Genomic DNA, 15268 nt, shown 5'->3' with positions numbered 1-15268 from the left:
TTTTCCAGGTCTTCAATAGCATGTGAACTGTCGCCTGCTTCTATGGAATCCTTGTGTACCAGCACATACCTGAACCAGAAACGCAGGAAAGGGTCATCTATAACATAGCTCGTCTTACGGGTAGATGTTTTTTCTGCAGCAGGATGCTCTTTTCTTAAGAATCCGAGTTTCATCAGCGTATCTACATAATAGGACAGATCCTTTGTTTCCATGAATGCACCGGCAGCAATCTCTCCTGCTCTTGATGCACCTTTGGAGATGGAATAAAGTATGTTCATGTAGGTGGCAGGTTCTCTTAACTCTTCACGCAGCAGGAATTCACCTTCTGCATAGAGTACAGCTTCTTTGGAGAAAATTGACTGTTCAAGGTTCTCATAAAAACCCTTGTCAGGATCAAAGAACCTGAGATAGAAAGGTATGCCTCCTGTTGCTCCATATATTTGCATCAATTCGTCCGGCTTATATCCCGGGAAAAAACCAGACATGTGACGGAAGCTTAAAGGCATGACCTGTATCTGTCCTGTTCGCCTGCCGTAAAGAGGGCTTGAATAGGAAAGGGTTGTTTTTTCCATCATGGAAATGGAAGAACCGCAGAGAATCAGATGGAAAGATCCTCCTTTGAGTATCTCATCAACAATGAGCTGGAATACAGATGGTATGGACTGATCAGCCTGTGCCAGATAAGAGAACTCATCGATAACAACAACAAGTTTCCGGTCTTCTTTCCATTGTCTTCTTATGTATTCGAACACACCGTCAAATGTCTCAGCAGCAGGTTCCATGTCATTGAACAGGCTTGAAGCTCTTTTCCTGAATCTAAGTGCATTGGATAGTGTTCCCCTCATATCCGCCAGAAAAAAAATGTGAGGTTTATCCTTCACGAACTGCTGGATAAGCTCTGTTTTCCCAACCCGCCTGCGTCCATAGATGACGGTAAATGAAAAGTCTCCAGACTTATACTCTCTGTTAAGAGATTCCATTTCTTGAGCACGGTTAATGAAATTACGGAACATAATAATTATGATTTAGTTTCGTATTATTTATAGGTTATGGGATGTGATTGTTTTCTAGTCAAAACCAATATATCCCCGGAAATCCAACTAAAGTAAGACAACATCTTACGTAAGACTTTGTCTTACATACTTGGGGAGGAAATTTCATGTGTCATCGGTTAAGCCCATCATTCATCTCTAAATCGTTGTCTATTGACATGTAGATCTAGTGCTTGCCTTGAATATACTTCGATAAACACCTCAAGTGACATTTCTATTCCACAATATTTTAATATTGATCGAAGTTGATCATTAGCATTTTCTGAGAATATCTGGCTCCATAGAGTTTTGCAATGTATTCTGAATCCAGTACATCCGATGAAATGTTTGTGATGTATGTGTGATATTCCTCTGTCTCTTTATTCATTATCGCAATCAATCGGAACTTTTCAGTATCGTTTTTCTGCTTGCCGTTATGGCTTCGACGTTTAAAAGAAATTTCCACATCTACATCAAGAACCTGTCTTTTCAGATGTGGTAAAACTTCACTTATACATTTTCCCTTGACATCTATACTTCGGCCTCAATGGATACTGTTAACGTTGACAAGCAGTGGATCAGCGTTTTTCTTCAATCTGGACACAAAATAACCACCATTATCCTGAATCCTTGCAAATAGTTGATGCTTATAGAATCCAAGATCAATGAGGAGGATTCTATTCTTGATCCATGGTCACATATGCAATGTCTTCAATTCATTAGTGCTTTCAGCATAAAGAGCTACATTTTCGGTCCATTGGCTACTGCACTTACCAGTAATCCTACTTTTACACCTGCAGCTATTGTGCGTGTCCGTGCTGCAGGCTATTTTTCTGATAATGAGCTATGCAGTCGAACAATGCTGCTATCCTGGATCAGTACATCTTCGAATTTGGAAAGCTTCTCCGACAGGTGTTTTTTTTGCTCTTGGGCAAGTTGTTCTATCCCATGCATAACGCAAGCTCTCAGAAATGCTACCAGTTCATGAGTGAAACGTTCATACCAGCTACCGTCACTTATTTTCGTAGTAGCTGCTTTTTCATAATTGCGTTTCAGACTAGCTAAAGTGCGCTGAAGCTGAACACCAAAACCAAGGGTTAGAACCCAGAACATTACCACATGATCGATTTTTCGTTCCTGTTTTACAAGACCCGTTTCGTGAGCAGTTTGGCGTAGTCAATCAGGAGAGAAAATACCACAAAGGTTTTTCTCAATTATTTATGGATCGTTTGCCATTATTGTCCCCTCAGACAATAAAATAAAGGCAGTCGGGTATATAAATATCTAAGCTTGGGATAGAAACCCAGTAGGAATCACTGATATTAGAAAAACAACATCATGAAACTCGTTTTATTTCTTAACCGATGACACATGAGTAGTACCAGGATGACCGTGTTGACCACCTACGGATATATCGCTCTTTTTTCTCTGACTTTTAACCTTTGGTTTATTCCGTGAGTAAGAATCAGTAGAAGGTGGTTTGCTACTATTGCGACTATTCTTTTCAAGCATCTCTTCCAGATGCTTGACACGTTCTTCCAGTTTTTCTATTATCAAAAATAGCTGAGTAACAAGTTCGACGACTGCCTCAGGACCAGCATCATAAACTGCAAGTATTTCTTCTCGTTCTATGTGAATCCCCTCAGATCTATAGAATCTTTTTTCTCAACCTTAGAATGAGGTCATAATATATTGATTTTTACTTTATTGCTGAAAGGATGGCTGAATAGTTACAATGCAACAATGCTGATTACTATTTACTTATCTGCAAAAAAGAATCGGAAGAGTTATTACTTTGTACAGTCATAAAATCCAAAATAAACTTAATCAATAATTAAGAACTACGTGTCCGCTTTAATATTGTGTGTACCCGTAAATGCTTCATCACAGTTCAGGAACTTATACCATGGATGAAAACGAAAATTTCCTCAAAGATCTCGATAACAAACTCTGGACATCCGCAGACAAATTACGTTCCAATCTGGATGCTGCAGTCTATAAGCATGTAGTCCTCGGCCTTGTTTTTATTAAGTATGTTTCTGATGCATTCGAGGAGCGACGAAAAGAGCTTCTGGAACAATTCAAAGATCCCGAACATGAATATTATTTAGGTGGAGATGAGGAATTAGAAGCTGAAGAACTGGAGATCCGGGACTATTATACTGAGAAGAATGTGTTCTGGGTGCCGGCTCTGGCCCGTTGGGATACATTGCAAAGCTGTGCCAAGCTTCCTTCAGGTACAGAAATTACTGTCAAAAACGGAAAGATCGACACTTATAAGATGGTAAGTGTGGGCCGACTTCTTGATGATGCAATGGAGGCAATCGAGAAGGATAATCCTAAACTTAAAGGCGTCCTGACTAAAGATTATGCACGTCTTCAGATCGACTCTGCGAAACTTGGAGAATTGATCGATCTTATTGCTACTATACCTTTTATCCATGATAACCTGAAGGCTAAGGACATCCTTGGGCATGTCTACGAGTATTTCCTTGGTCAGTTTGCCAGTGCAGAAGGAAAGAAAGGTGGGCAGTATTACACACCTAAATCTATAGTTACTCTTATTGTTGAGATGCTTGAACCATTCCAGGGCAGAGTTTACGACCCAGCATGTGGTTCAGGCGGTTTCTTTGTCCAGTCGGAACGTTTTGTGGAGGACAAAGGTGGACGTATCGGACAGTTATCCATATACGGACAGGAGTCAAACCCTACAACCTGGCGGCTTGCATGCATGAACATGGTCATCCGTGGCATGGATTTTGATTTCGGGAAGGAGCCTGCAGACACTTTTTCACGTGACCAGCATCCTGACCTGCGTGCAAATTACATCATGACCAATCCGCCTTTCAATATGAAGGAATGGGGCGGTGAGCAACTGAAGGAAGACCCGCGCTGGAAATATGGTATTCCGCCGGCCAACAATGCTAATTTTGCATGGATGCAGCATATGATCTATCACCTTGCACCAAATGGCAGCATGGCATTGCTGCTTGCCAATGGTTCCATGAGTTCCAACACCAATAATGAAGGTGAGATCCGCAAAGAGCTCATAGAGAAGGATCTGGTGGAGTGCATGGTGGCACTGCCGGGACAGCTTTTCACTAACACCCAGATCCCTGCATGTATCTGGTTCCTGACCCGCAACAAGGAGGCTTATAATGGAAGCCGGGAACGTAAGGGAGAGGTACTGTTCATTGATGCACGTGATCTTGGTTACATGAAAGACCGTGTTTTGCGCGATTTTGATCATGAAAAGGATATTCTCCGAATAGCTGACACTTTCCATGCATGGAAAAAGGGAGATGGTTATGAGGATGAGCCAGGCTTCTGCAAGTCGGTTACACTGGATGAGATCCGTAAACATGGTCATGTACTCACTCCGGGTCGTTACGTTGGTGCAGCTGCACAGGAAGACGATGGTGAGCCTTTCGGGGAAAAGATGGAAAGGCTGACAATGGAACTCGAATTGCAGTTTGAAGAGAGTGCAAAGCTGGAAAAAGCTATTCGCGAGAATCTGAAGGGATTGGGATATGGTAGCTGATATGATACCTGCGGGTTATGAGGGCCTACTGCTTGGTTTAGAATGTGAAGAGCTATTAGTCCAACAGCCCGTTGGACAATTAATTATGAAAAAGGATGCTGATACATGTGAAAAATATGCCTACCTGCGCGACATGCACAAACCGCTAGGTGTAGCCGAGTATAAACTTGCTCAGTCCCTGCCTGATGATCAGAAAGGTAACCTGCCGACCATTGAGGAACTGGAGAAGGAATTGGGGGAGGTGGAGGAGGTGGAGGATGATGAGTGAAAGGAAAATCATTCCAGCAGAGGAGTTCTGTGTTTCCGTCAGAGATGGGACGCACGATTCTCCGAAAACTGTAGAAAATGGTCAATATCTTGTGACTTCGCGACATATCACTGGTGGGCAGCTCGATATCACAGGTGCCAATTTAATTTCACACGAAGATTTTGAATCTATAAACAAGCGGAGCAAAGTAGATCGGTGGGATGTTCTTGTATCCATGATTGGAACTGTTGGTGAACCATGTCTCATTAAAGAAGAACCAAGTTTCGCCATCAAAAACATTGGACTTTTTAAAAGCAAGGGTGAGGCTGAGGGGAAATGGCTATACTATTACTTACGAACTCCATCTGCACAACAAATAATCCGTGAACATTCGAGGGGTACCACCCAACAGTACATTCCTCTTGGTGCCCTTCGTAAATTTCCTATAGTGGTTCCTACGGATTATGAAGAAATGTGTTCTATAAATCATATCCTTAGCACACTCGACGAGAAAATAGAGTTGAACCACCGGATGAACAAAACACTGGAAGCCATGGCGCGGGCTATTTTCAAGTCGTGGTTCGTGGACTTTGATCCGGTCCGTGCAAAGGTCGATGGTCAGGATACGGGGCTGCCGGAGGAGATTGCTGACCTGTTCCCGGATAGTTTTGAGGAGAATGAGTTGGGGGAGGTGCCGAAAGGGTGGAATGTTTACACCATTGGGGATCTTGCAGAAGTAGTAGGAGGTAGTACTCCAAGTACAAAAGAACCCACCTATTGGGATGGCGGAATTTATCATTGGGCTACACCGAAAGATCTTTCCTCGCTTAGTATTCCAGTTCTACTTAATACTGAGAGATTAATAACTGATGGTGGTCTATCAAAAATTAGTTCTGGATTATTGCCAAAGGGTACAGTTCTTCTTTCGTCACGTGCACCGATTGGTTATCTTGCAGTAGCTGAAGTTCCGGTTGCTATTAATCAAGGATTTATAGCACTGAAACCTAAAAAAGATGTTTCAAATCTATTTCTTCTTTTGTGGGCTAGTTCTGCCCATGATGATATTCTTAGTAGGGCAAACGGCTCCACTTTTCTCGAAATAAGTAAATCAAATTTCCGTCCAATACCAATAGTCACGCCTACAGTCGATGTGATGAACAATTTCGATAAATGTGTTCGTCTTCTCTATGAAAAAATCGTCAAATGCGAAAGAGAGTCGCAAACTCTCGCCGAACTTCGCGACACGCTGCTGCCCAAACTGATCTCAGGAGAGCTGCGGGTGAAAGACACACAAAAAATTATGGATTGTGTATATGATGGTTAAGAAGGAATTTGATCCCCGGAAATTTATGGAGAAAGCCATTGAGGTAATGCGTGGTTCCGTCCATGAATCCCGTAATGACGGAAAAACCAGTCCACGAGTTGGTGCGGTACTCCTTAAATCAGATGGAAGTATTGAAACAGCGTCCAGAGGAGAATTGCGTGAGGGAGATCATGCAGAGTATACTTTACTGGAACGTAAGAATAGGGATCAGAAATTGGATAATTCCATTCTGTTTGCAACTCTTGAACCGTGTGCTCCAGGGGCACGTAATCATCCTAAATTAAGTTGTGCTGAACGCATTGTTCTGGCAAGGATAAAAGAAGTCTGGGTGGGCATTGAAGATCCTGATCCGAAAGTCGATCGTAAAGGAATCAAACATCTTCAGGATAAAGGTGTGACTGTCCACATGTTCGACCGTGACCTTCAGGAGATAATCCGTAAGGAAAACAAAGAGTTCATTGAACAGGCTATGGAAAGAGCAGACAGTGTAAGGGAAGAAAGCAAGTCAAAAGATATCAAACTGTCAAGCCTTGAAAATATTTTAAAAACAGTTTCTTTAGATGACTTTTCAGAAGAGGCTTTAAAGGAATACAGATCAATTGCGAATATTAAGGAGCAGGTGGATTCATTATCTTTTAAACGTAGGCTTGTACAGCAAGGACTTCTTAAACAAGAGAAAAAGGAATTCAAACCCACTGGTTTTGGTTTGCTGCTGTTTGGAAAGGAGCCACGCACATTAATGCCACAGGCAGGATTACTGGGGACAATTAACTATCCAGATGGAACAGACGAGACCTTTGACTTTGATGGCCCAATGGTTCAGATTCCAAAGCAGGTAGAACAATGGCTCAATGAAAAATTGCCAAGTATTATCGATCGCAGCCATATGCAAAGAAATACAAGATCTGCAATGCCTTTTGAACTCATTAGAGAGGCAGTGGTCAACGCTTTGGTGCATCGTGACTACGAAATTAAAGGTGCAAAATGCCAGTTGGTAGTGACTCCAGACACAATCAACATAAAGAGTCCGGGTGAGCCACTATCACCTATAACTCTTGAGCAGTTGAAAAACTTCAAAGCTCCAATGCTAAGCCGCAACCCGGAATTACATTATGTATTCTCTCAAATGGATCTTGCCGAAGAGCGTGGGTTAGGAATGAAAACATTACAGTCACTTCCAGAGAGATATAATTTACCATTTCCTCTATATTCATTTGACAATCCTTATCTTACATTGACATTGTACCGCAGTTCCGGAGGTGCGATAAAAGCCCTAGAACCAAAAGTACTGTTATCTCTCAATGAAGATGAAAAGGTAGGCTGGGAATTTTTAACTTCAAAAGTTACCATCACCAAGAAGCAATATGTTGAACATATGGGCTTTGATGACCGTAAAGCACAGCGCCACTTAAAGAAATTTGCAGATTCTGGTTTATTAAGAAAGGTAGGTTCAGGACCTTCTACTTTCTATGAAATAGTGCGCCAATGATCGCGACAAAAAACACGACAAAATGTCGTGATAGACTAGTCAATAGTACCTCTAATTAAGAATCACGACAAAAAACACGACAAAATGTCGCGATTCAAAATGTTTTAAATATGCGAGGGGATAGGGTATGGCTCATTGACTTCGAGCATCGGGAAATCGAAGAAGAATCCCGCACCTTCGCCGAACTGTGCGACACGCTGCTGCTCAAGCTGATATCAGGAGAGCTGCGGATTAAAGACGCAGAGCCAATTATTGAGAGTATGCCTGATGAGTAATACCAATATCTACCAATCTCCACCAAATTGGTAGTAACCCTTTTATTCCAATAACTACCAATATATACCAAAAAGTAACGGATCGGTAGTTATGAAGATTCCACAGAAAGCACCGGACATGTGGGAGGTTATCGGGAAGTATCCTGAAATGCTCTCAATGTTCGTTGATCCTAAGATGCAGGAGCTTGTTGCAAAGTACAACCGCGAGTATGTACACTGGGAAGAGCTCCGGCACCGCAAACTGCCCGTGGAGGCTGAGAAACTGTGGGCTTTGATAAAAAGTGCAAGGACATTGCAGGCCAAACGCGTTGAATTCGGAGAATGGACCTTCCGGTATGTCCTGTCAGGCGATACCCTGAGGAAACTGCACCTGCTGGACACAAAAGGCGCCGGATACCTGGAAAGCGGACCAGGGGGAGTGAGTGCTGCGGACAGGAAGCGGTACATCATCAACTCGCTCATGGAAGAAGCCATTGCCTCCAGCCAGCTTGAAGGAGCGGCCACCACCAGGGAGGCAGCAAAGAAAATGCTACGGCAGGAGCGAAAACCCAGGGACTACTCGGAAAAGATGATCCTCAACGGCTATCAGACCATGTGCAGGATAGCAGAAATGAAGAACAGGTCCATTGATCTGGATACACTGCTTGATATCCACATGGAGATAACACACGACACGCTTGAAGATCCCGAATATGAAGGAAAGTTCAGGGACAACAACGAAATCGTAGTTGCTGACCCTCAGGACGGGAACAGGGTATATCATATCCCTCCTGACTTTGAGAAGATCCCCCTGCTCATGGAAGAGTTCTGCAGGTTTGCCAGCAGCGATGAAGAAGAGTTCATCCACCCTCTTATCAAGGGCGTGATCCTCCACTTCCTGATAGGTTATATTCATCCCTTCACTGATGGTAACGGACGGTGTGCAAGGTCGATCTTCTATTGGTACATGCTCAGCCGGGGTTACTGGCTCTTTGAGTACATGCCAATATCAAGGATACTCCTGCACTCCAAAGCAAAATATGCTATGTCCTATCTGTATACCGAAACCGATGATAACGACCTTACATACTTCATAAACTACAATCTCTCTGCAATAGAAAAAGCGCTGAATGAACTTGAAAAGTACATCAGTCTCAAAAAGCAGGAACAACATGAAACGATGCAGATCATTGAAACCTCTGAGAATCTGAACCTCAGGCAGGCTGACATACTCAAGAATCTGCTCAAAGAACCTGACAGATACTTCTCCATTGCTGAGATCAAAGGAAAGTACAATATTGCCTATGACACAGCAAGAAATGACATGCAGCATCTTGCGAAACTGGGATATGTCGAAAAAATAGAAAGAGGTAGGAGCTTTATGTATAAATATAAAGGAGTTGAACGGGTGTCGTGAGTACCGATAAGTACCAATTTCCACCGGATTGGTAGTAAATGCTTTTGAATGCCTCCGGACATGTAACCTCCTTTATCGCATGCCTTAAGAACAGCAGTCTTAAATACTCTAAATATTAATTTCTTTAGAGTATAAACCCAATTCTTAATAAAACAACGATCAGGATAACTGCATGAAGGTGCCACAAAATGAGCGAAAACGACCTTGAAGAAATAGCCTTAGCCTGGTTCCAGGACACCGGCTGGGACTACCAGTACGGTCCTGATATCGCTCATGACGGTCCTATGCCGGAGCGTCAGGACTACTTACAGGTATTGCTTCCAAGTCGTGTACTGGATGCGTTGCATCGTTTGAATCCGGGTGTGCCTGCTTCAATATTGGAAGATGTACTGCATACTCTCAGCAAACCACAGCACCCTTCTCTTGTGAAGAACAACCGTGCTTTTCATGAGATACTGCTGGAAGGGGTGCCGGTGGAGTATGAAATTGACGGAGAGGTGCGTGGGGATAGGGTAAGGCTCATTGACTTTGAGCATAAGGAAATGAACAGGTATCTTGTCGTGAACCAGTTCACGGTCCAGGGAGTGAAGCAACCTCGCAGGCCGGATATCGTTGTGTTCATAAACGGGTTGCCTATTGCTGTAATTGAATTGAAGAATCCTGCTGTTGAGAAGGCGGATATATGGGCTGCGTATAGGCAGTTGGAGACCTACAAATCCGAGATAGCCGATCTTTTTGTGTTCAACGAGGCCATGATTATCTCCGACGGGTTCAATGCCCGTGTGGGTTCATTGACAGCATCAAAGGAATGGTTCATGCCATGGCGTACCATTCGCAGTGAAAAAGATCAGCCTCTCCTGGAATATGAGCTGGAGAAAGTGGTTCGCGGGTTCTTTGCTCCGGAACTGCTGCTGGACTATCTCAGGCACTTTATTCTTTTCGAACCTGCAGGGGATACGCAGATCAAGAAGATCGCAGGGTATCATCAGTTCCATGCAGTGAGGGAAGCAGTGCGTGCAACTGTGATAGCTGCCGGATTACCGGTAAGTCATCAGGGAAAGGAGCCGCGTGCAAACTATGCTGATAAAGTGGAACCTGGCTCAAAGCGTGGCGGAATAATCTGGCATACACAGGGCTCAGGTAAGAGTATCTCCATGGCCTGCTTTGCAGGCAAACTGATGCAGCAGCCGGAGATGCAGAATCCCACACTTGTTGTAGTCACCGACCGTAACGACCTTGACGGGCAGTTGTACCGGACCTTCGTCAATGCAAAAATGCTGCTCAAGGAAACACCTGTACAGGCTGAGAGCCGTGAAGAGTTACGTGAACTGCTCGCCAATCGTCCTTCAGGTGGCATAATCTTCACCACAATCCAGAAATTCATGCCCGGAAAAGGTGAAACACATTTCCCGAAACTCACCGACCGTGATAATGTTGTAGTGATAGCCGATGAAGCCCATCGCAGCCAGTACGGGTTCCGTGCTACACTGGATACAACCACAGGGGCTTTCAAATATGGCTATGCTCATCACATGCGTTCAGCTCTGCCCTCTGCAACATTCGTTGGTTTTACCGGCACACCTATTGAAAGCGATGACAAGGACACCCGCAGGATCTTTGGTGAATACGTCAGTATATATGACATCCAGGACGCTGTGACAGATGGTGCAACCGTGCCAATCTTTTATGAAAGCCGTCTGGCGAAACTTGACATAAACCAGGCTGACATAGAGAAGCTCAATACGGAAGTCGAAGAAGTCCTGGAAGAGGAGGAAGACATTGCCCTGCGTGAGAGATCAAAATCCCGCTGGGCAGCTCTGGAGCAACTGGTAGGAGCCGACAAGCGAATAAAAGAAGTTGCCAGTGACCTGGTAACGCACTTTGAGAATCGCAATGCTTCCATTGCAGGCAAAGGTATGATCGTCTGCATGAGCCGTGAGATCTGTGTGCGCATGTATGACGCAATCACTCAGTTAAAGCCTGAGTGGCACAGTGATGATCCATTCAAGGGAGAAATAAAGATCATCATGACAGGTTCTGCTTCTGATGATGCACCTCTTCAACCTCATATATACAACTCCCAGACAAAGAAGATGCTGGAGAATCGCTTCAAGGACCCGGAAGACCCTTTGAAACTTGTCATTGTTCGTGACATGTGGCTCACCGGATTTGATGTACCGTGTCTTCACACAATGTATGTGGACAAGCCGATGCGTGCCCATAATCTCATGCAAGCAATAGCACGTGTCAACCGGGTCTTTCATGAAAAACAGGGTGGCCTTGTAGTAGACTACATTGGTATTGCTTCAGAACTTCGTCTAGCTCTGAAAACGTATGTAGAGAACCGTGGCAAAGGCTCCCCTACCATTAGTACTGCTGAGCCTCTGGCGATACTCAAAGGAGAAATGGAAAAAGCCCGCGGCATGTTCCATGGATTCAATTATGAAACCTATAGGACGAATGCTTCTCAATTGCTCCTGCCGGCAGCTAATCACATCCTCGGCCTCGAAGATGGAAAAAAACGCTATTTTGACGTGGTGCTTGCCATTTCCAAGGCATATTCGCTATGTGGAACTTCAGATGAAGCAATGGAGCTTCGTGAAGAGATAGCATTCTTCCAGGCTGTAAAAGTAGTTATTTCCAAAGCATCCAGCAGCGATAAAAAACTGGCCGAGGAAAAGAAGAACCAGATCATAAAACAGATCCTTGACAATGCCCTAATGGCAGAAGGAGTGGAGGATATCTTCAAACTTGCAGGTCTGGAAAAACCAGATCTCAGTATTCTGTCTGATGCATTCCTCGATGAGATGAGGCATTTGCCCCATAAGAATCTTGCAGTGGAGTTATTACAAAAGCTTCTTCGGGACCAGATCAGGTCACATACACGCAATAATGTAATACAGGAACGCAAATTCAGTGAACGTTTAACAGCCTCGCTTAACAAATATCATGGTCGTGCAATCAAAAGTGCCGAGGTCATAGAGGAACTTATCTCAATGGCCAAAGAGTTCCGGGAAGCTGCAAAACGCGGCGAAGAACTTGGGCTCAATGAATCAGAGATAGCATTCTATGATGCATTGGCAGACAACGAAAGTGCAGTTCGTGAACTGGGTGATGAAATTCTTAAGCAGATTGCACAGGAATTAGCAGAGAAGCTACGTAAAAGCACAACTGTAGACTGGCAGAAACGCGATAGTGTACGTGCAAAATTGCGTAATCTTGTCAGAATTACTTTGCGCCGTCATAAGTATCCCCCTGATAAGCAGGAAGAGGCCATTCAGTTAGTATTGGCACAGGCAGAACGTTTGTCAGATGATTGGAGCAATGGGTATGATAGTTAACCATCGCTAATAATTCAACATGGACTTGCCATTCCCCTTTTGAACAATCACAAAAAATATCAGTCGGAAAATTCAGATACACTTTCATGGCTAGAAAAAGCAGAAAGTCCAGACCGAATGTATCGCTTGAAAGTGCAATACTGAAGCATTCCAGGAGATCTCCCAGGTCAAAAGATCTTGATCATGCTCTGACTGCTATGAATACGTTTACACCTGACAACCAGGAAGGATTGAACAAATGGTATTCCCAACCAAACAGGTATGATATTATCGGGATCGATGACAATCCTGGCAAACAGTTCTACTCACCAAAGAAGACCAGAAGATCCCAGAAACAAAGAGTTCCGCCAACCACGCCAAGATCTGCTCTTGCAAAGAATAAAAAGAAAAGTGGTGAATGGGATGTGATCTCTCCTAATCCTAATTTGCCAAAGGAACTTAGCAGATCAGCCGGGAACTTTTCTTCACACGAACTTGACATTCTGCAGAACAGAGTAACATACGGAATTGAAACCAGAAGAGGAGCTGCAGGTTTTCACATCTATGATGAAAAGACAAATACCAGTCAGATCCGGATATCCGGAAGTTACCTGCGTGACAAGGATGAGGCCAACGATGTCCTGACCCATGAGATGATCCATGCATTAAGGGCAATGGATGGACGTAGAAAAGGACTGCTTGAGCGGTATAAGTACATCGGTGCAGATAAGGATCTGGAAGAAGCTGCAACCCACAGTGAGACAACTGCCAGGATGAGAAAGGATGAACTTCCACATGTGAAGAATCCATCATACTATTCCAGGGTCCGGGATCCGAAGTATCCGGACAACAGGCTTGAAGATAAAAAGACACTAACCGGGAACAAACAGCACGTAATTGGTGAACCTGTTTTCAAGGCAATGGAGGATAATTTCTGGAACACTCATCTAAGCCAGATGGCAAACCGCTGGAGAGGGCATGGGTTCACTGGCAGGGAGGAGCTGGTGGATCAGTACTTCAAGGTCCAGGACAAAAAGACAAAAAGAGTTCAATATGTTCATGCCTATAATCCTTCCATGGATATGTCTGAGAAGCAGACAGCTCAGCAGGTTGAGCAGCTTGACGGAGTAAAAGGTGATGATATTGTCTGGGCATATCATGACGGTAGAATCTCAAAGGTGATAAGCTGAATAGAGTTTGTGTTAGCTGCAGGTGCATCATTGATCAGGACTGGGTTAAGAAATGTCCTCAATGTGGTGGAAAACTGAAAGCTTATGATCCGGAGGAGCATCAGGATTATAATACGATAGATGTTGAGCCGGATTGGAGATAATCAGATTTTTATTCTATTTCGGAGAAGAATGTAGGGTTAAAACCCTGCTAGATTTCTTCTTTTTAGATTGCAATGAGATTCGAATGTATTGTGGCTAATGTTTTCCAGCAGATTCATATAGTTGTATATATGTACCTCAGCAACTACAATGGATTAACATAACAAAATGGCTTTAAAAGGGTTAATTCTTCTTGTTCTCCTCTATCTTTCTTTGATGGGTATGCTCTTTGTTTATTCATATCTTGGATTCTAACCCGACAATCTCTGAGCTTCTTCAGGAAGGGGCATGAGTCTTCCCAGCATCAACATTCTTATATACCTACAATCCAAGAATACCCTACTATGAGGAGCGTTCACACTTCTATTCGCAGGTTTAGCAGTAAAAAGATAGCTGGAACCAAGAAAGCCTCTTATCCTCCTGAGGAATGCTTTAATCCCGAGTTCATCAAAGAAGTAGAGCAAAGCATACAAGACGTTAAAGATGGAAAAGGCACCAAGTACGATTCTCTTGAAGACTTGTTTGCCAGCTATGAAAAATGACGTATCGAATAGTCACATCACCTGATTTTGAGAAAGAGACCAAGGTCCTCTTCAAGAAGGATCCTGTTCTCTTCAATCGTTTTAAGAAAGCTGCTACAAGTATCCGTGAAAATCCTGAGTGCGGGAAACCTTTAAGCAATGTTCTCAAAGGATACCGCAGGGTTCACGTTGGCCATTTCGTTCTGATCTACGAGATAGATGACACCAACGGCGTAATCACTCTTGTAAGCTTCAATCATCACGACAAAGCGTATTGATTCATGTCCATCCCGCCAGTCTCCTGGAGATCTCCACTCTCTCGCCATCCTTGAAGGGCAATCCCTGATAATGATTCATTGAAGTCAGTTTGTCATGTCCCTGGCGAAGACAGACTATGTTCAGCGGAATCCCTGCAGCAACCATCCAGGACTCTATACTTTTCCTGGTTCTTTTGCTGCTTAATCCTTCGAGATCCAGGCCTGATCTTTCACCCCACCTTAACAGATTCTCATTCCAGGTTGACTATGAGGGCGGCTGCTTATTCTTGAAAAAGTAGTACTGTAAGTTAGCTGGCTGTATTGTTTTTCTGTAAGTGTATTACTGCTAATGTTTCTTTTAATGTATTAAAGATAAAATCGTATCAATGGCAGTTTTAGCATTCTTCGGTGACATTCTGCTATATTTTTCAATCCCTTCCTCTGATTCATATACAGAAATGAGGGATTCTTCAAGGAATGGATACAATTCTAATAGTTTCCCTAAGACTGGAATATCAATTTGATATCCGCCATAA

At 43.5% G+C, this 15268-nt stretch carries 14 protein-coding genes and 2 pseudogenes; 10 read left to right on the top strand and 6 right to left on the bottom strand.

Features of this window, described 5'->3' with window-relative positions; translation table 11 throughout:
* The 5 genes and pseudogenes from BB781_RS14270 to BB781_RS15460 form a co-directional block, all read right to left on the bottom strand.
* The coding region (locus BB781_RS14270) for an AAA family ATPase (protein ID WP_094229146.1) at positions 1 to 1013 on the bottom strand (1013 nt) is incomplete at its 3' end.
* Between the two features lie 268 nt (positions 1014 to 1281).
* Entirely contained in the window at positions 1282 to 1419 is a 138-nt protein-coding gene (locus BB781_RS16520) for a hypothetical protein (protein WP_394335345.1), read from the bottom strand.
* A gap of 156 nt (positions 1420 to 1575) precedes the next feature.
* The gene (locus tag BB781_RS16600) at positions 1576 to 1698 is read right to left on the bottom strand and encodes a hypothetical protein (RefSeq protein WP_449288764.1); all 123 of its coding nucleotides are present in this window, start codon (positions 1696 to 1698) and stop codon (positions 1576 to 1578) included.
* A 176-nt stretch (positions 1699 to 1874) separates the two neighbouring features.
* A pseudogene (locus BB781_RS16595) lies at positions 1875 to 2207 on the bottom strand (IS4 family transposase); the annotation flags it as partial.
* Between the two features lie 198 nt (positions 2208 to 2405).
* A pseudogene (locus tag BB781_RS15460) lies at positions 2406 to 2669 on the bottom strand (DUF6444 domain-containing protein); the annotation flags it as partial.
* 268 nt (positions 2670 to 2937) lie between these two features.
* On the opposite strand from BB781_RS15460, the gene BB781_RS14260 reads away from it, so the two are divergent.
* The 10 genes from BB781_RS14260 to BB781_RS14220 all read left to right on the top strand — a co-directional run bounded on the left by BB781_RS14260 (position 2938) and on the right by BB781_RS14220 (position 14753).
* Entirely contained in the window at positions 2938 to 4572 is a 1635-nt protein-coding gene (locus BB781_RS14260; RefSeq protein ID WP_094229143.1) for a class I SAM-dependent DNA methyltransferase, read from the top strand.
* Positions 4562 to 4840 (top strand): hypothetical protein, encoded by a 279-nt coding sequence (locus tag BB781_RS14255; RefSeq protein ID WP_094229142.1) that lies wholly within the window; start codon positions 4562 to 4564, stop codon positions 4838 to 4840. Before BB781_RS14260 ends, BB781_RS14255 begins: the two co-directional genes overlap by 11 nt.
* A complete protein-coding gene (locus tag BB781_RS14250) occupies positions 4830 to 6143 on the top strand; it encodes a restriction endonuclease subunit S (RefSeq protein ID WP_207205302.1) in 1314 nt (437 codons plus the stop codon). Before BB781_RS14255 ends, BB781_RS14250 begins: the two co-directional genes overlap by 11 nt.
* Complete coding sequence (locus BB781_RS14245) at positions 6133 to 7632, top strand: ATP-binding protein (protein WP_094229141.1); 1500 nt, start codon at positions 6133 to 6135, stop codon at positions 7630 to 7632. Before BB781_RS14250 ends, BB781_RS14245 begins: the two co-directional genes overlap by 11 nt.
* 110 nt (positions 7633 to 7742) lie before the next feature.
* A complete protein-coding gene (locus BB781_RS15880; protein ID WP_164997917.1) occupies positions 7743 to 7907 on the top strand; it encodes a hypothetical protein in 165 nt (54 codons plus the stop codon).
* 91 nt (positions 7908 to 7998) lie between these two features.
* Positions 7999 to 9303 (top strand): Fic family protein, encoded by a 1305-nt coding sequence (locus BB781_RS14240; protein WP_242492682.1) that lies wholly within the window; start codon positions 7999 to 8001, stop codon positions 9301 to 9303.
* A 188-nt stretch (positions 9304 to 9491) separates the two neighbouring features.
* The gene (locus BB781_RS14235) at positions 9492 to 12644 is read left to right on the top strand and encodes a type I restriction endonuclease subunit R (protein ID WP_094229140.1); all 3153 of its coding nucleotides are present in this window, start codon (positions 9492 to 9494) and stop codon (positions 12642 to 12644) included.
* A gap of 86 nt (positions 12645 to 12730) precedes the next feature.
* Entirely contained in the window at positions 12731 to 13813 is a 1083-nt protein-coding gene (locus BB781_RS14230) for a hypothetical protein (protein ID WP_094229139.1), read from the top strand.
* Positions 13814 to 14298: 485 nt separating this feature from the next.
* The gene (locus tag BB781_RS14225) at positions 14299 to 14496 is read left to right on the top strand and encodes a DUF2683 family protein (RefSeq protein WP_094229138.1); all 198 of its coding nucleotides are present in this window, start codon (positions 14299 to 14301) and stop codon (positions 14494 to 14496) included.
* Positions 14493 to 14753 carry a type II toxin-antitoxin system RelE family toxin gene (locus BB781_RS14220; RefSeq protein WP_094229137.1) on the top strand — a complete coding sequence of 87 codons (261 nt, stop codon included), beginning with the start codon at positions 14493 to 14495 and terminating at the stop codon, positions 14751 to 14753. Before BB781_RS14225 ends, BB781_RS14220 begins: the two co-directional genes overlap by 4 nt.
* 1 nt (position 14754) lies before the next feature.
* Here the strand turns inward: BB781_RS14220 and BB781_RS15875 are convergent, their stop codons facing one another.
* Positions 14755 to 14898 (bottom strand): hypothetical protein, encoded by a 144-nt coding sequence (locus tag BB781_RS15875; protein ID WP_164997918.1) that lies wholly within the window; start codon positions 14896 to 14898, stop codon positions 14755 to 14757.
* Positions 14899 to 15268: the final 370 nt, after the last annotated feature.

The organism is Methanolobus psychrotolerans (assembly GCF_002243045.1).
Classification (GTDB): Archaea; Halobacteriota; Methanosarcinia; order Methanosarcinales; family Methanosarcinaceae; genus Methanolobus; species Methanolobus psychrotolerans.
Note: the sequence above shows the minus strand (reverse complement) of the source record. Positions and strands in the feature narration are given on the sequence as shown.